The following is a 16621-nucleotide window of genomic DNA, read 5'->3' on the forward strand; positions in this document are numbered from 1 at the left end:
TCAATGGGTTTGTGGCACACTGCGCTTTTCGCACGGTATGGCCGAGATCGTCCGGCGGTTATTGATGAGAGAGTATAACGACATGAAATGGCTATGTTCTGTAGGTGTCGCCGTCAGCCTGGCGCTGCAACCTGCGCTCGCAGAGGATTTATTTGGTAATCACCCGCTCACGCCTGAAGCCCGCGACGCGTTTGTCACGGAATTGCTCAAAAAGATGACGGTTGATGAGAAAATCGGTCAGCTGCGTCTTATCAGCGTCGGCCCGGATAACCCGAAAGAGGCCATCCGTGAGATGATTAAAGAGAGCCAGGTGGGGGCGATTTTTAACACCGTTACCCGTCAGGATATCCGTAAAATGCAGGATCAGGTGATGGAGCTCAGCCGCCTGAAGATCCCTCTCTTCTTTGCCTACGACGTGCTGCACGGCCAGCGTACCGTCTTCCCGATTAGCCTCGGGTTAGCCTCCTCCTTTAACCTCGACGCGGTGAAAACCGTCGGGCGCGTGTCGGCGTATGAAGCGGCGGACGACGGCCTGAACATGACCTGGGCGCCGATGGTCGACGTCTCCCGCGATCCGCGCTGGGGCCGCGCGTCGGAGGGCTTCGGTGAAGATACATATCTAACGGCCACAATGGGTAAAACCATGGTGGAAGCGATGCAGGGCAAAAGCCCGGCGGACCGCTACTCGGTGATGACCAGCGTGAAGCATTTTGCGGCCTACGGCGCGGTTGAAGGCGGCAAAGAGTACAACACCGTCGACATGAGCCCGCAGCGCCTGTTCAACGACTACATGCCGCCGTACAAGGCAGGGCTGGATGCGGGGAGCGGCGCGGTAATGGTGGCGCTGAACTCGCTGAACGGCACGCCAGCGACCTCCGATTCCTGGCTGCTGAAAGACGTGCTGCGTGACCAGTGGGGCTTCAAGGGCATTACCGTTTCTGACCACGGCGCAATCAAAGAGCTGATTAAACACGGCACGGCGTCCGATCCGGAAGACGCGGTGCGCGTCGCGCTCAAGTCCGGCATCAACATGAGCATGAGCGACGAGTACTACAGCAAATACCTGCCGGGGCTGGTGAAGAGCGGCAAGGTGACGATGGCGGAGCTGGACGACGCCACCCGCCACGTGCTGAACGTGAAATACGACATGGGGCTGTTTAACGATCCGTACAGCCATCTGGGTCCGAAAGATTCTGACCCGGCAGATACCAATGCCGAAAGCCGTCTGCATCGCAAAGAGGCGCGTGAAGTGGCGCGCGAAAGCCTGGTGCTGCTGAAAAACCGCCTCGACACGCTGCCGCTGAAAAAATCCGGCACCATTGCCGTGGTGGGCCCGCTGGCCGACAGCAAGCGCGACGTGATGGGCAGCTGGTCTGCCGCTGGCGTGGCTGACCAGTCGGTGACCGTGCTGACCGGTATCAAGAGTGCCGTGGGTGATAACGCCAAGGTGGTCTACGCCAAAGGCGCAAACGTCACTGACGACAAAGACATCGTTACCTTCCTCAACCAGTACGAGGAAGCGGTGAAGGTGGATCCGCGCACGCCGAAGGAGATGATTGACGAGGCGGTGAACGCCGCGAAGCAGTCTGACGTCGTTGTTGCGGTGGTGGGCGAAGCGCAGGGGATGGCGCACGAGGCCTCCAGCCGTACCGATATCACCATTCCGCAAAGCCAGCGCGACCTGATCGCCGCCCTGAAGGCGACCGGCAAACCGCTGGTGCTGGTGCTGATGAACGGTCGTCCGCTGGCGCTGGTGAAAGAAGACCAGCAGGCTGACGCCATTCTGGAAACCTGGTTCGCCGGTACTGAGGGCGGTAACGCCATCGCCGACGTGCTGTTTGGCGATTACAACCCGTCGGGCAAGCTGCCGATGTCCTTCCCGCGCTCCGTCGGGCAGATCCCGGTGTACTACAGCCACCTGAACACCGGTCGTCCGTATAACGCCGACAAGCCGAACAAGTACACCTCCCGCTACTTCGACGAAGCCAACGGCCCGCTGTATCCGTTTGGTTACGGTCTGAGCTACACAACCTTTACGGTCTCTGACGTGAAAATGTCAGCGCCAACGATGAAGCGTGACGGCAAGGTCACCGCCAGCGTGGACGTGACCAACACCGGCAAGCGCGAAGGGGCAACGGTGATCCAGATGTACGTGCAGGACGTCACCGCGTCGATGAGCCGTCCCGTGAAGCAGCTGCGCGGCTTTGAAAAGGTCAACCTGAAGCCGGGGGAAACCAAAACCATCAGCTTCCCGATCGACGTCGATGCGCTCAAGTTCTGGAACCAGCAGATGAAATATGACGCGGAACCGGGCAAGTTTAACGTATTCATCGGCGTGGACTCCGCCCGCGTGAATAAAGGCGAGTTCGAACTGCAGTAATCTTCCCTTCCTTCGCATCCCCCCCCACGGGGGATGCGTCTTACCTTATGCTAAAAAGGCATTTTGACGGTTAAACACGCCGTTTTAAGCTACGCTTTTCTCTCAAGCCTCTGAAAAAGGCGATAAAAAAATGAGGACAGCGGAATGACGATTAAAAAGGGGATGTTAGGCTCTGCGGTGTTACTGGCCGCGCTTAGCCTGCCGCTTCAGGCAGCTGAGCCTGTCAAAGTGGGATCAAAGATTGATACCGAAGGGGCGCTGCTCGGCAATATTATTTTGCAGGTGCTTGAGAGCCACGGCGTCAAAACGGTCAACAAAGTTCAGCTCGGTACAACGCCCGTCGTGCGCGGTGCTATTACCTCCGGCGAGCTGGATATCTACCCGGAATACACCGGCAACGGCGCATTTTTCTTCAAAGATGAGAACGATCCGGCATGGAAAAACGCCAGCGCCGGGTATGAAAAAGTCAAAAAACTGGACGCGGACCAGAACAAGCTGGTCTGGTTGACGCCTGCGCCAGCGAACAATACCTGGACCATCGCGGTGCGTAAGGACGTGGCGGAGAAGGGCAAGCTGACCTCGCTCGCGGATCTCAGCCGCTACCTGAAAGAGAAGAACGATTTCAAACTCGCCGCGTCGGCTGAATTTATCGAACGTCCTGACGCGCTGCCTGCGTTCGAAAAAGCCTACGACTTCAAGCTTGATCAGGCCCAGCTGCTCTCTCTGGCAGGCGGTGATACGGCAGTGACCATCAAAGCCGCCGCGCAGCAAACCTCCGGCGTAAATGCCGCGATGGCCTACGGCACCGACGGCCCGGTTGCGGCCCTTGGCCTGCAAACCCTGACCGACCCGAAAGGCGTCCAGCCGATTTACGCCCCGACCCCGGTAGTGCGCGAAGCGGTGCTGAAAGCCTACCCGGATATTGCAGAATGGCTCAAACCGGTCTTTGAAAAACTGGATGAAAAAACGCTGCAGCAGCTGAACGCCAGCATTGCCGTTGAGGGACTGGATGCCAAAAAAGTGGCGGCCGACTTCCTGAAACAACAAGGGCTTGTGAAGTAACAGGATAAAGCTGTGCCAATACAATGTCATAACCGCGTGCTGCTGCTGTTGGCCTGTGTGGCCATCGCGGCGGTCGCGTTACCTTTTGTGAACGTTGCGCCTAACCGGTTGATGTCGGGTGAAGGGCGCACACTCTGGCAGATTTGGTCGTTTTCGCCCGCGCTGCTGACGGTGGCGCTGGGCGCGGCCGTCGTCCTGTCGCTCTGGTCAGGACGTGCCGCGCACTGGCTGACGCTGCTCCTCTGTGAAGCCCTTTTTTTGGGGCTGTTCTGGAGCGCAGGGCAGTCGGCGACGTTCATGATCTCTGCGGAAAGCCCGCTGGCGCGTACGTCCATCGGCAGCGGTCTGTGGCTATGGTTGGCGCTCTGCCTGCTGGCCTGTAGCGATGCCATTCGCCGCCTGACGCCAGTGCCCGTCTGGCGTTGGCTGCTGAACGCGCAAATCTGGCTCGTCCCCCTGGTCCTCCTCTTTAGCGGTGAGCTGAATAATCTCTCGTTGTTAAAAGAGTACGCTAATCGTCAGGAGGTGTTTGATGATGCGCTCTCGCAACATTTGACGATCCTTTTTGGCACGCTTTTCCCGGCGCTGCTTCTGGGCGTCCCGCTGGGCATCTGGTGCTATCGCCATCCGGCGCGACAGGGGAGGGTGTTCACCGTTCTCAACGTCATTCAGACGGTACCCTCAGTGGCCCTGTTTGGATTGCTCATTGCTCCGCTGGCCGGTCTGGCGAGGTCATTTCCCGCGTTGGGGGACATCGGCATTGCCGGTACCGGACTCACGCCCGCGCTGATTGCGCTGGTGCTGTATGCGCTGCTGCCGCTGGTGCGCGGTGTGGTGGCGGGCTTAAGCCAGGTTGCGCCGGACGTGCTGGAAAGCGCCCATGCGATGGGGATGAGCGCGCGGCAGTGTTTCTGGAAAATACAGTTACCCCTTGCGCTTCCGCTGTTAATTCGCAGCCTGCGGGTGGTGACGGTGCAAACCGTGGGGATGGCGGTGATTGCAGCGCTCATCGGCGCGGGCGGTTTTGGTGCCCTGGTATTCCAGGGCCTGCTCAGCAGCGCGCTGGACCTGGTCTTATTGGGCGTTGTGCCCACTATCGCGCTGGCGGTTGTTTTGGATGCGTTATTTGCCCTGTGGCTCGCGCTGCTCGGGAGAAGAGCCAATGATTGAATTTCATGATGTCAGTAAAACCTTTGCCGGTCGTCCGGCGGCAAGCCACCTGAATCTGCATTTTGCCGAGGGGGCATTTTCGGTATTGATCGGCACATCGGGGTCGGGAAAATCTACCACCCTGAAGATGATCAACCGGCTGGTTGAGCACGACAGCGGGATGATTCGCTTTGCCGGGGAAGAGATCCGCAGCCTGCCGGTGCTGGAGTTGCGCCGTCGTATGGGCTATGCCATTCAGTCTATCGGGCTGTTCCCTCACTGGACCGTGGCGCAGAACATCGCCACCGTGCCGCAGCTGGAAAAATGGACGCGGGCGAAAACCCATGCGCGGGTAGATGAGCTGATGGCCCTGCTGGGATTAGAGCCGACACTGCGTGACCGCTACCCGCATCAGCTTTCCGGCGGACAGCAGCAGCGGGTTGGGGTCGCGCGCGCGCTGGCGGCTAATCCGCAGGTGTTGCTGATGGATGAACCTTTTGGCGCGCTGGATCCGGTCACACGCGGCGCGCTGCAGGCGGAGATGACCCGCATCCACCGCATTCTGGGGCGCACCATTATCCTTGTGACGCACGACATTGATGAGGCGCTGCGCCTGGCTGACCATCTGGTGCTGATGGACCACGGTGAGGTGGTACAGCAGGGCACGCCGCTTGCGCTGTTGAGCCAGCCGAAGAACGACTTTGTGCGCGAATTTTTTGGCCGCAGCGAGCTGGGCGTCAGGCTGCTCTCTTTGCGCACCGTTGGCGATTATATGCGCCGACAGGATGCGCCGCTAAGCGGTGAACCGTTACAGGAGCAGATGAGCCTGCGGGATGCGCTGTCTGCTTTCGTCGCCAGACAATGTGAGATCCTGCCGGTGACCAACAGCCAGGGAACAACCTGTGGTGCACTGCACTTTCGCGATCTGCTGGCCGGGGAGGTGACGCGTGAAGGTCATGCGTGATCCGCTGCTCTGGCTGGCGCTGCTCTTCGTCGGCCTGCTCTTTCTGATGCCGCACAGCGCGGCGCTGTTCAGTTCGCTCTTTCCTGGCCTGCCGCGACCGGTCTATCAACAGGAGAGTTTTATTAACCTTGCGCTGGCGCACGCCTGGCTGGTGACGATCTCAAGCGTCATTGCCATCGTCCTCGGCGTGGGGGCAGGGATCGCGGTGACAAGGCCATCGGGACGCGAGTTTCGTCCGCTGGTGGAGACGATTGCGGCGATCGGTCAGACGTTTCCGCCGGTGGCGGTACTGGCGATTGCGGTACCGGTTATTGGCTTTGGGCAGCAGCCGGCGATTATTGCGCTGATTTTATACGGGGTATTGCCGATACTTCAGGGAACCCTGGCCGGTATTGCGGCGGTGCCCGCATCGGTGCTGAGCGTAGCAGAAGGGATGGGCATGAGCGCCTGGCAGCGGTTGCGCAAGGTTGAGCTCCCGCTCGCGGCACCGGTCATTATCGCCGGGATCCGCACGTCGGTGATTATCAACATCGGTACGGCGACTATCGCCTCGACGGTGGGGGCAAACACGCTGGGAACGCCGATTATCATCGGCTTAAGCGGATTTAATACGGCCTACATTATTCAGGGTGCGCTACTGGTTGCGCTGGCGGCGATTGTGGTCGATCGCCTTTTCGAGCGCCTGGCGCTGTATCTCAGCCGACACCGCCACGGACGATAAACGAGTAACCCGCCAGCATCACGCCGCCGATACCGCTTACGGCCATCAGGACAAAAAGGGTAATTACCGCCAGTTTAGTTGCCTTCATCATGTGCTCCTGTTGTTAACGGAACAATTATACGGTGAAGCGCAGCTGTTAATGAACCATTAAATGCCGTTATGGCTCATCCGGGCCCAGGGAATAAACCGGGTAACCATTCTCGCGCCATTCCGTCAGCAGCTGTTGCTGCGAGGCGGAGGGCACTTCGCCACACCAGACCAGCAGGGTCTGACCGTCAAAAAACTCGGGCCGTAGCTGGGCCAGCGAGTGCGCGAGCACATCCACGCGCCAGCCTTTTTGGGTGGCAATCCAGGCTTCCAGCCACAGACGCGTGGTGTCGTGCACGTTCCAGCCAACCACCAGCGCATCTTTTCCGGCCTTGTTCTTCGCCGAGGCAAGGCATACGGCAATATAGTTGATCAGTACGCCGTCGAGCATGCTGAGCAGCGCCTGCAGGGTAGACTGCTGGCACTGGAGGCGTCGACGGAGCGGAATGAAAAGATGGGTGATCAGCGTTTGCGCGGGATAATCACGCCCTTGATCTTTTATCCACGCGCGCAGGCGCTGCAGGTTACCTGCCTGCAGGAGCCGCAGCAGGGCTTCCTGTTGCTCACGCCAGAGATGCTGGGTGTCCGGATCGTCATGGCTAAGCAAGGATTTCACTTTGCCGACCTGCACACCGTTGTCGATCCAGCTTTTTATCTCGCGGATCCGGTCGATATCGGCCTCGTTGAACAGACGATGCCCACCGTCCGTTCTCTGCGGTTTAAGTAATCCATACCGTCGCTGCCACGCCCGTAGGGTAACGGGATTGATATCACAAAGGAGTGCCACTTCACCTATTGTGTAAAGCGCCATATTCGCCCCCTGGCTTACGCGTCCCCAGCTTAACTGTAGACCCACTTTGCCGAACCAGGAAGGGTTGATTGTTTTTTGAACAAATAATGCGAAGCATGCGCGATGTTCGGCAAACGCTGTGATGACGGACACGATTTGCAGCTTTTTTGGCGCGCTTCAAAGAAAGTTTACCTGCATCAGTGTATGTTACGCGTTTTTAGAATGTGCGGTTTTTTTGTATGTACGAGTTTAATCTGGTGCTGTTGTTGCTTCAGCAGATGTGCGTGTTTCTTGTCATCGCCTGGCTGATGAGTAAAACGCGCCTGTTCATTCCGCTGATGCAGGTCACCGTCCGTCTGCCGCACAAGCTGCTTTGCTATGTGACCTTCTCCATTTTCTGCATTATGGGGACCTACTTTGGCCTTCATATCGAAGATTCCATTGCCAATACGCGCGCCATCGGTGCGGTGATGGGCGGCCTGCTTGGCGGTCCCGTTGTCGGCGGCCTTGTTGGGCTTACCGGCGGCCTGCACCGCTATTCTATGGGCGGCATGACGGCGTTGAGCTGTATGATCTCCACGATCGTCGAAGGACTGCTGGGTGGCCTCGTCCACAGCTACATGATCAAACGCGGCCGCCCGGATAAGGTATTTAGCCCGCTCACCGCCGGTGCCATTACCTTTGTAGCCGAAATGGCGCAGATGGCGATCATTCTGCTCATAGCTCGTCCGTTTGACGATGCGCTGCACCTGGTGAGCAATATTGCCGCTCCGATGATGGTGACCAATACCGTGGGCGCGGCGCTGTTTATGCGTATTCTGCTCGACAAGCGCGCCATGTTTGAGAAATACACCTCGGCGTTTTCCGCCACGGCGCTGAAGGTCGCCGCCTCGACCGAAGGTATCCTGCGCCAGGGGTTTAACGAAGAGAACAGCATGAAGGTGGCGCAGGTGCTCTACAAGGAGCTGGATATCGGTGCCGTCGCCATTACCGACCGCGAAAAGCTGCTGGCGTTTACCGGTGCCGGAGACGACCACCATCTGCCGGGCAAACCGATCTCATCAACCTATACCCTGCGCGCCATTGAAACCGGTGAAGTGGTGTATGCGGACGGGAATGAGATCCCCTACCGCTGTTCGCTCCATCCGCAGTGCAAGCTTGGCTCGACGCTGGTGATCCCGCTACGCGGTGAAAATCAGCGGGTGATGGGGACGATTAAGCTCTACGAAGCGAAAAACCGCCTGTTCAGCTCGATCAACCGCACGCTGGGGGAGGGGATTGCCCAGCTGCTGTCCGCGCAAATTCTGGCGGGGCAGTATGAACGGCAGAAAGCGCTGCTGACGCAGTCTGAGATCAAGCTCCTGCACGCCCAGGTCAATCCGCATTTCCTGTTTAACGCGCTTAATACGCTGAAGGCGGTGATCCGCCGCGACAGCGATCAGGCCGCGCAGCTGGTGCAGTTTCTGTCGACCTTTTTCCGCAAGAACCTAAAACGGCCTTCCGAAATCGTGACCCTGGCCGACGAGATTGAACACGTTAATGCGTACCTGCAGATTGAACAGGCACGCTTCCAGTCTCGCCTGCAGGTGTCGCTCTCCGTCCCGGACGCGCTGGCGTACCAGCATCTTCCGGCCTTTACCCTGCAGCCGATTGTGGAAAATGCCATCAAACACGGTACATCGCAGCTGCTGGGCATCGGGGAGATCACCATTTCTGCTACCCAGTTTAACCACCATCTGGTGCTGGATATTGAAGATAACGCCGGGCTCTACGTCCCTTCCGCCTCGGGTGGGTTAGGGATGAGTCTGGTGGATAAACGCCTGCGTGCGCACTTCGGTGACGACTGTGGCATTACCGTCGCCTGCGAACCCGACCGATTTACCCGTATCACCTTACGACTGCCGCTGGAGGAAAACGCATGCTGAGAGTGCTGATTGTGGATGACGAGCCGCTGGCACGGGAAAACCTGCGCGTGCTATTGCAGGAGCAGAGTGATATCGAGGTGGTGGGTGAGTGTGCAAACGCCATTGAGGCCATCGGCGCGGTGCATAAACTGCGTCCGGACGCGCTGTTCCTCGACATTCAGATGCCCCGCATCAGCGGGCTGGAGATGGTCGGGATGCTTGATCCCGAGCACCGCCCCTATATCGTCTTTCTGACAGCGTTTGATGAATACGCCGTGAAGGCATTTGAAGAGCATGCCTTTGATTATCTGCTGAAACCGATTGAAGAGAAGCGGCTGGATAAAACGCTCACCCGTTTACGCCAGGAGCGCACCGTGCAGGATATGACGCTGCTGCCGGAAAACCAGCAGCCGCTGAAGTTTATTCCCTGTACCGGGCACAGCCGAATCTACCTTCTGCAGATGGATGACGTGGCCTTTGTCAGCAGCCGCCTGAGCGGGGTATATGTCACCAGCGCGGAGGGAAATGAAGGCTTTACCGAGCTGACGCTTCGCACCCTGGAGAGCCGCACGCCGCTGATCCGCTGCCATCGCCAGTATCTGGTGAACATGGCGCAGCTGAAGGAGATCCGCCTGGAAGATAACGGCCAGGCCGAGCTGGTGCTGCGTGCCGGGCAAACGGTGCCCGTCAGCCGTCGCTACCTGAAGAGTTTGAAAGAGGCGATTGGGCTGTAAAGCTGGTACACTGCGCGCCATTGCATCATCGACATTCGAAGGCTCTATGCTAAGTAACGATATTCTTCGTAGCCTGCGCTACACCCTGAAAGCGAACAATAACGATATGGTGCGCATCCTTGCGCTGTCCGACATGGAATCCACGTCTGCCGGTTTCGACACCTGGATGACCAAAGAAGACGAAGAGGGCTTTGTCCGCTGCCCTGATATCATTCTGTCGGGTTTCCTGAACGGCCTGATTTACGATAAGCGTGGCAAAGATCCGGCCGCGCCAGAGCTGGCGCTGGAGCGTCGCGTGAACAACAACACGGTGCTGAAAAAGCTGCGCATCGCGTTCTCGCTGAAAACGGACGATATCGTGGCGATCATGACCGAGCAAAAATACCGCGTATCCCTGCCGGAAGTGACCGCCATGATGCGCGCGCCGGACCACAAAAACTACCGCGAGTGCGGCGACCAGTTTCTGCGTAATTTCCTGCGCGGGCTGACCCACCGGGTGCATCACCCGAAAGTGTGATTGCAGAATGGGTGCGGCCTGATGCCCTCACCCCGACCCTCTCCCACAGGGAGAGGGAGAAAACAAAATGCCGTAAAAAAAGCCGGAGATAATCTCCGGCTTTTTTCTTATTTCACCTGCTGACCCGGCTTCGCGCCTTCGTCAGGGCTTAACAGGAAGATATCTTTCCCGCCAGGGCCTGCGGCCATCACCATCCCCTCGGAGATGCCGAAGCGCATTTTGCGCGGCGCCAGGTTCGCCACCATCACGGTTTGACGGCCGATCAGCACCTGCGGGTCCGGATAGGCAGAGCGGATGCCGGAGAAGACGTTGCGCTTCTCGCCGCCGAGATCCAGCGTCAGGCGCAGCAGCTTGTCAGAGCCGTCCACAAACTCCGCGTTCTCGATCAGCGCCACGCGCAGGTCGACTTTGGCAAAATCATCGAAGGTAATGGTTTCCTGAATCGGGTCGTCCGCCAGCGGGCCGGTGACCGGTGCCGCAGCCGCCTTCACCTCTTCTTTAGACGCTTCCACCAGGGCTTCAACCTGCTTCATCTCGATGCGGTTGTACAGCGCCTTGAAGGTGTTCACCTTGTGGCCGAGCAGCGGCTGCTGGATGGCATCCCAGGTCAGTTCGGTGTTCAGGAACGCTTCAGTACGGGCTGCGAGCTGCGGCAGAACCGGCTTCAGCCAGGTCATCAGCACGCGGAACATGTTCAGACCCATGGTGCAGATTGCCTGCAGGTCAGCGTCGCGGCCTTCCTGTTTCGCGACCACCCACGGGGCCTGCTCGTCCACATAGCGGTTGGCAACGTCGGCCAGTGCCATGATTTCACGAATCGCTTTACCGAACTCGCGGCTTTCCCAGGCTTCACCAACCGCCGCGGCGGCATCGGTGAAGGTTTTATACAGCGCAGGATCGGCCAGTTCGGCAGAAAGCACGCCGTCAAAACGCTTGGCGATAAAGCCCGCGTTACGGGACGCCAGGTTCACGACCTTGTTGACGATGTCCGCGTTCACGCGCTGCACGAAATCTTCCAGGTTCAGGTCGATATCGTCGATGCGGGAAGAGAGCTTCGCGGTGTAGTAGTAGCGCAGGCTGTCCGCGTCGAAGTGGTTCAGCCAGGTGCTGGCCTTGATGAACGTACCACGAGATTTGGACATCTTTGCGCCGTTCACCGTCACGTAGCCGTGAACGAACAGGTTGGTTGGCTTGCGGAAGTTGCTGCCTTCCAGCATCGCTGGCCAGAACAGGCTGTGGAAGTAAACGATGTCTTTACCGATAAAGTGATACAGCTCGGCAGTGGAATCTTTCTTCCAGTATTCGTCGAAGCTGACGGTGTCGCCACGCTTGTCGCACAGGTTCTTGAAGGAGCCCATGTAGCCGATTGGCGCGTCCAGCCAGACGTAGAAGTATTTGCCCGGCGCGTTCGGGATTTCAAAGCCGAAGTACGGTGCATCGCGGGAGATATCCCACTGTTGCAGGCCGGATTCGAACCACTCCTGCATCTTGTTCGCCACCTGCTCCTGCAGCGCGCCGCTGCGGGTCCATGCCTGCAGCATTTCGCTGAAGGACGGCAGGTCGAAGAAGAAGTGCTCGGAGTCACGCATCACAGGTGTTGCACCGGATACCACGGATTTCGGCTCGATAAGCTCGGTCGGGCTGTAGGTCGCGCCGCACACTTCGCAGTTATCGCCGTACTGGTCCGGGGATTTACATTTCGGGCAGGTGCCTTTGACAAAGCGGTCCGGCAGGAACATGCCTTTTTCCGGATCGTACAGCTGAGAGATAGTGCGGTTTTTGATAAAACCGTTCTCTTTCAGACGGGTGTAGATCAGCTCCGACAGCTCGCGGTTTTCGTCGCTGTGCGTGGAGTGATAGTTGTCATAGCTGATGTCAAAGCCAGCAAAATCAGTTTGATGCTCCTGACTCATTTCGGCAATCATCTGCTCCGGGGAAATCCCCAGCTGCTGCGCTTTCAGCATGATCGGCGTGCCGTGGGCATCGTCCGCACAGATGAAGTTAACCTCGTGGCCGCGCATTCGCTGGTAACGGACCCAGACATCAGCCTGGATATGCTCCAGCATGTGGCCGAGGTGGATTGAGCCGTTGGCGTACGGCAGTGCGCACGTTACCAGAATTTTCTTCGCGACTTGAGTCATAGTAGGCATTACTTCTTTTAACTGTGAAAAGGGTTTTTGATATTACCAAAAGGGGCATTATTAAGTAAGCACAAACCACGGCCTTTCAGGTAAACTTGTTCATCTAAGGTCTTATTCACAAGAACAAAGGAGTCGGGATGAGTTCTCAATCCCAGGCCAAATCACCGGAAGCCTTACGAGCAATGGTCGCCGGGACGCTGGCTAACTTTCAGCATCCAACCCTGAAGCACAATCTTACGACGCTGAAAGCGTTACACCACGTTGCCTGGCTGGACGATACGCTGCACATTGAGCTGCAGATGCCGTTCGTCTGGACCAGCGCCTTCGACGCGCTGAAAGAGCAAACCAGCTCGGAGCTGCTGCGCATCACCGGTGCAAAGGCGATTGACTGGAAGCTGAGCCACAGTATCGCCACGCTGAAGCGCGTGAAAAACCAGCCCGGCGTGAACGGCGTGAAAAACATCATTGCCGTCAGCTCGGGCAAGGGCGGGGTGGGTAAATCCTCCACGGCGGTAAACCTGGCGCTCGCGCTGGCAGCGGAAGGGGCAAAAGTCGGTATTCTGGATGCGGACATTTATGGCCCGTCCATTCCAAACATGCTGGGCGCGGAAAACCAGCGTCCAACCTCACCGGACGGCACCCACATGGCGCCAATCATGGCGCACGGTCTGGCAACCAACTCGATTGGTTATCTGGTCACTGACGATAACGCGATGGTCTGGCGCGGCCCGATGGCCAGCAAGGCGCTGATGCAGATGCTGCAGGAAACCATGTGGCCGGATCTGGATTATCTGGTGCTGGACATGCCGCCGGGCACGGGTGACATTCAGCTGACGCTGGCGCAGAACATTCCGGTAACGGGAGCAGTCGTCGTGACCACGCCGCAGGATATCGCGCTGATCGACGCCAAAAAGGGCATCGTGATGTTCGAGAAGGTTGAAGTGCCGGTGCTCGGTATCGTTGAGAACATGAGCATGCACATCTGCAGCAACTGCGGACACCATGAGCCTATTTTCGGTACCGGTGGTGCGGAGAAGCTGGCGGCGCAGTATCACACTCAGCTGCTGGGGCAGATGCCGCTGCACATCATGCTGCGTGAAGATCTGGACAGCGGGAAGCCAACCGTGGTGAGCCGTCCGGACAGCGAATTTGCGGATATGTATCGTCAGCTGGCCGGGCGCGTTGCGGCGCAGCTCTACTGGCAGGGCGAAGTCATTCCGAGCGAAATCGCGTTCCGCGCGGTGTAATTCCTCAGCGCCGAATTGCCGGGTGGCGCTTCGCCTTACTCGGCCTACGAAGTTTGGGTTTGTAGGTCAGGTAAGCGAAGCGCCACCTGACCTTACCCTGGCCGATAATGCATCAGATAGTACTCTCCGTCCGGAGAATCACCCGTCGCCTCGATGTGCCAGCCGTGTCTCTGGTAAAACGCAACAGCACGCGCATTTTTGACCAGACACTTAAGCGAACCTGTACTGGTAAACGTTTTCTGCACCTGTTCCAGCAACACATGCCCGACGCCCAGGCTCTGATACTGCGGGTCAACAAACAGGTTGTGCAGAAAATTATCGTTCGTCCAGACGGAGGCGAAGCCAAGTCGATGCCCGTCCTGCACCGCCACCCAAACCTCTTCGTCCAGGATTGCGGCGTCAAAGTCCTCAAGCTGCCATTCCGCACCGTTCAACCATGGCCAGGCGTCGCGCCGGGCATGCAGGTAAATCGTGCGCAGGAAAGGACGATCGCTCTCCTGCCAGCGGCGTACCAGGATCGTATTAGCGGTGATAGAAGATATCTCCGTTATAGGCCTTATGGATTTTTCCATCGGCATCGCCAATCAGCACGTAGTTCTCACCCATGTAGGTCCAGTGTGTTCCGGCATCCGGCGCTGGCAGGTTACGCAGCTGGTACTGCTTGATGGTGTACTCGGGCGTTTGATACTGCGCTGGCGCCGTGTCACCAATCTTGAATTTTGTGAAGTCAGCGATGAACTCTTGTTCTTCATAGGCTTTGATGCCAGAAGGTGCTGCAGCCGTTTGCGGAGCAGAAAATGCGGAACCCGCCAGAGACAGTAGTACACCCAGAAGCAGCAATTTACGCTTAGCCATTTTTTCTCCAGTGATATCGTTACAGATACATTTTGTCTGCGGGTTTCAGTATGCGCGGCAGACGGTCCATTTTAAGTATCAAAACATGGTGTGTTTGAAAAAAAATGTAACAAAACTGAACGGTTTTGTGTAGTCGCAACAAAGAAAGTACATAACGGCCGTAAATGATATTTGTGTTTTATATTTAATGTATTTATTGATTTATTAATTAATTCTGAAAACGCACCACGACTTCAAAATTGGACCGTTAAGCGAATGCTTTCCCACAGCAGAACATTTAATATCGGCCCGGCACGACATGTTATGACATCTGATTCCCGGCTCAATAGCGCTGATCGGGTTAGACGATTCAGTATCTGGTTACTGTGTTGAAAATACTCTTTATTAACACACTGCAATTCATTTAATTCAATGAATTATATGATTATTTTTATTAAATAAAATTGTCGTACGTACGATAAGCACAACGATAAAAGATATGTTTATATAAATGAAAAACACAACGGCATTCTCCTTTTTATTTCTTGCAATAAGTCAGTTAACAGGCTGCGTATTTTCACCGGGTCAGGATTTAGCCATGACCGGAAAAAATATTATTGCAACAGAAGATAAAGATTATCAGCTTGATAAACACGTGGAAATTTATCCGCTGACCCCGGTGTTGATTGAGAAATTGCGTCCGCCCGTATCGAAATCTCAGGCAAATCCTAATCTGGAAGAGCAGGTGAAAAACTGGGAATACCGAATCGGCACCGGTGACATCCTGACGGTCACCGTCTGGGATCATCCTGAGTTGACGACACCCGCAGGGCAGTACCGTAGCGCGAGTGACGCGGGGAACTGGGTCAACGCGGACGGTACGCTCTTTTATCCCTACGTAGGGAAACTGCATGTGGCAGGAAAAACGGTTTCGCAGGTCCGGGAAGAGATTACCGCGCGGCTGGATAAATTCATTGAGAGTCCCCAGGTGGATGTCAGCATTGCCTCTTTTCGTTCGCAAAAAGCCTACGTGACGGGAGAAGTTGCGAAATCTGGCCAACAACCCATCACCAACATCCCCTTGACCGTGATGGACGCGGTCAATGCCGCAGGCGGTCTTTCACCAGATGCCGACTGGCGCAATGTCGTTCTCACCCATAATGGCCAGGATTCACGCCTCTCGCTGTATGCCCTGATGCAACTCGGCGATTTAACACAGAACAAGCTGCTCTATCCTGGCGATATCCTGTTTGTACCGCGTAATGATGCCCTGAAAGTCTTTGTCATGGGCGAAGTGGTTAAGCAGAGCACGCTGAAGATGGATCGCAGTGGGATGACGCTGGCGGAAGCGCTGGGCAATGCGGGCGGCCTGAACCAGAACATGGCTGATGCAACCGGCATTTTTGTCATTCGCTCAGTACATCAAAAAAGCCAGACGGGCATTATTGCGAAAATTTATCAGCTCAATGCGAAAGATGCGTCAGCGATGGTATTGGGCACTGAATTCCAGCTTGAGCCGTATGACATTGTCTACGTGACAACGGCACCGTTGTCGCGCTGGAATCGCGTTATTACGCAGCTTGTGCCGACCATCAGTGGTGTACATGACCTGACCGAAACGGTTCGTTACATCCGATCCTGGCCGCAATAATGTTCAACTCAATCTTAGTGGTTTGCACGGGCAATATTTGCCGCTCCCCGATGGGGGAGCGGCTGTTGCGTCAGCAATTACCCGGAAAACAGGTGACCTCAGCAGGGATTTTCGGCCTTGAGGGACATCCGGCAGATGCGGTTGCTCAGGATGTCGCCTGGCATTATGGCGTCTCGCTGGACGATCACGTGGGGCGCAAGCTGACGCGCAGCCTGCTGCAAAAATCCGATCTGATTCTGGTGATGGAGCCGGAACATCTTCGTTTTATTGCTGCAGTGGCCCCGGAAAACCGTGGGAAATCACTGCTATTTGGACAATGGCTGGAGACAAAGGCAATTCCCGATCCCTACCGCAAAAGCCGTGATGCTTTCGAATACGTTTTCGGGCAGTTGGGAAAAGCCAGTCAGGAATGGGCTCGTCGTTTGAGTCAAAAGGAATAA

The 16621-nt window shown here is 56.7% G+C and carries 16 protein-coding genes; 11 read left to right on the forward strand and 5 right to left on the reverse strand.

Annotation, left to right across the window (positions count from 1 at the left end; translation table 11 throughout):
- The first annotated feature begins 82 nt into the window (after positions 1-82).
- The 5 genes from bglX (at position 83) to KK102_RS10295 (ending at position 6276) form a co-directional block, all read left to right on the forward strand.
- The gene (gene bglX / locus KK102_RS10275) at positions 83-2380 is read left to right on the forward strand and encodes a beta-glucosidase BglX (RefSeq protein WP_216357508.1); all 2298 of its coding nucleotides are present in this window, start codon (positions 83-85) and stop codon (positions 2378-2380) included.
- 144 nt (positions 2381-2524) lie between these two features.
- Positions 2525-3442 carry a glycine betaine ABC transporter substrate-binding protein OsmF gene (osmF, locus tag KK102_RS10280; protein WP_216357509.1) on the forward strand — a complete coding sequence of 306 codons (918 nt, stop codon included), beginning with the start codon at positions 2525-2527 and terminating at the stop codon, positions 3440-3442.
- Between the two features lie 12 nt (positions 3443-3454).
- Entirely contained in the window at positions 3455-4612 is a 1158-nt protein-coding gene (locus KK102_RS10285) for an ABC transporter permease (protein ID WP_216357510.1), read from the forward strand.
- Positions 4605-5555 carry an ABC transporter ATP-binding protein gene (locus tag KK102_RS10290; RefSeq protein ID WP_216357511.1) on the forward strand — a complete coding sequence of 317 codons (951 nt, stop codon included), beginning with the start codon at positions 4605-4607 and terminating at the stop codon, positions 5553-5555. Before KK102_RS10285 ends, KK102_RS10290 begins: the two co-directional genes overlap by 8 nt.
- Positions 5539-6276: an ABC transporter permease gene (locus tag KK102_RS10295; RefSeq protein ID WP_010433609.1), complete on the forward strand. Its 738-nt coding sequence runs from the start codon at positions 5539-5541 to the stop codon at positions 6274-6276. Before KK102_RS10290 ends, KK102_RS10295 begins: the two co-directional genes overlap by 17 nt.
- Here the strand turns inward: KK102_RS10295 and KK102_RS10300 are convergent.
- Positions 6251-6364, reverse strand: coding sequence for a protein YohO (locus KK102_RS10300; RefSeq protein ID WP_010433613.1), 114 nt, complete (start codon positions 6362-6364; stop codon positions 6251-6253). The two genes, KK102_RS10295 and KK102_RS10300, sit on opposite strands and share 26 nt — an antisense overlap.
- Positions 6365-6433: 69 nt before the next feature.
- Positions 6434-7174 (reverse strand): HTH-type transcriptional regulator MlrA, encoded by a 741-nt coding sequence (mlrA, locus tag KK102_RS10305; protein WP_010433616.1) that lies wholly within the window; start codon positions 7172-7174, stop codon positions 6434-6436.
- A gap of 218 nt (positions 7175-7392) precedes the next feature.
- Between mlrA and KK102_RS10310 the strand changes: the two genes are divergently transcribed.
- From KK102_RS10310 to KK102_RS10320, 3 genes are read left to right on the forward strand one after another with little or no spacing between them, the layout of a single operon-like run.
- A complete protein-coding gene (locus tag KK102_RS10310; RefSeq protein WP_126544442.1) occupies positions 7393-9078 on the forward strand; it encodes a sensor histidine kinase in 1686 nt (561 codons plus the stop codon).
- Positions 9072-9791, forward strand: coding sequence for a two-component system response regulator BtsR (btsR, locus tag KK102_RS10315; RefSeq protein ID WP_216357512.1), 720 nt, complete (start codon positions 9072-9074; stop codon positions 9789-9791). Before KK102_RS10310 ends, btsR begins: the two co-directional genes overlap by 7 nt.
- 46 nt (positions 9792-9837) lie before the next feature.
- Positions 9838-10308: a YehS family protein gene (locus tag KK102_RS10320; protein WP_216357513.1), complete on the forward strand. Its 471-nt coding sequence runs from the start codon at positions 9838-9840 to the stop codon at positions 10306-10308.
- Positions 10309-10415: 107 nt separating this feature from the next.
- On the opposite strand, the gene metG is transcribed toward KK102_RS10320, so the two are convergent.
- Positions 10416-12449 carry a methionine--tRNA ligase gene (gene metG, locus KK102_RS10325; RefSeq protein ID WP_216357514.1) on the reverse strand — a complete coding sequence of 678 codons (2034 nt, stop codon included), beginning with the start codon at positions 12447-12449 and terminating at the stop codon, positions 10416-10418.
- A gap of 137 nt (positions 12450-12586) precedes the next feature.
- On the opposite strand from metG, the gene apbC reads away from it, so the two are divergent.
- Positions 12587-13696: an iron-sulfur cluster carrier protein ApbC gene (apbC, locus tag KK102_RS10330; RefSeq protein WP_216357515.1), complete on the forward strand. Its 1110-nt coding sequence runs from the start codon at positions 12587-12589 to the stop codon at positions 13694-13696.
- Between the two features lie 92 nt (positions 13697-13788).
- Here the strand turns inward: apbC and KK102_RS10335 are convergent, their stop codons facing one another.
- Together KK102_RS10335 and KK102_RS10340 are read right to left on the reverse strand one after the other, a co-directional pair.
- Positions 13789-14268, reverse strand: coding sequence for a GNAT family N-acetyltransferase (locus KK102_RS10335; protein WP_216357516.1), 480 nt, complete (start codon positions 14266-14268; stop codon positions 13789-13791).
- Positions 14219-14551 carry an RcnB family protein gene (locus tag KK102_RS10340; protein WP_042718816.1) on the reverse strand — a complete coding sequence of 111 codons (333 nt, stop codon included), beginning with the start codon at positions 14549-14551 and terminating at the stop codon, positions 14219-14221. Before KK102_RS10340 ends, KK102_RS10335 begins: the two co-directional genes overlap by 50 nt.
- A gap of 490 nt (positions 14552-15041) precedes the next feature.
- Here KK102_RS10340 and KK102_RS10345 point away from each other — a divergent pair, with 490 nt between their 5' ends.
- Together KK102_RS10345 and KK102_RS10350 are read left to right on the forward strand one after the other, a co-directional pair.
- A complete protein-coding gene (locus KK102_RS10345; protein ID WP_216357517.1) occupies positions 15042-16181 on the forward strand; it encodes a polysaccharide export protein in 1140 nt (379 codons plus the stop codon).
- Entirely contained in the window at positions 16181-16621 is a 441-nt protein-coding gene (locus KK102_RS10350) for an arsenate reductase/protein-tyrosine-phosphatase family protein (protein ID WP_126544447.1), read from the forward strand. The genes KK102_RS10345 and KK102_RS10350 overlap by 1 nt, the downstream gene beginning before the upstream one ends.

The organism is Enterobacter quasimori (assembly GCF_018597345.1).
GTDB classification, from domain to species: domain Bacteria; phylum Pseudomonadota; class Gammaproteobacteria; order Enterobacterales; family Enterobacteriaceae; genus Enterobacter; species Enterobacter mori.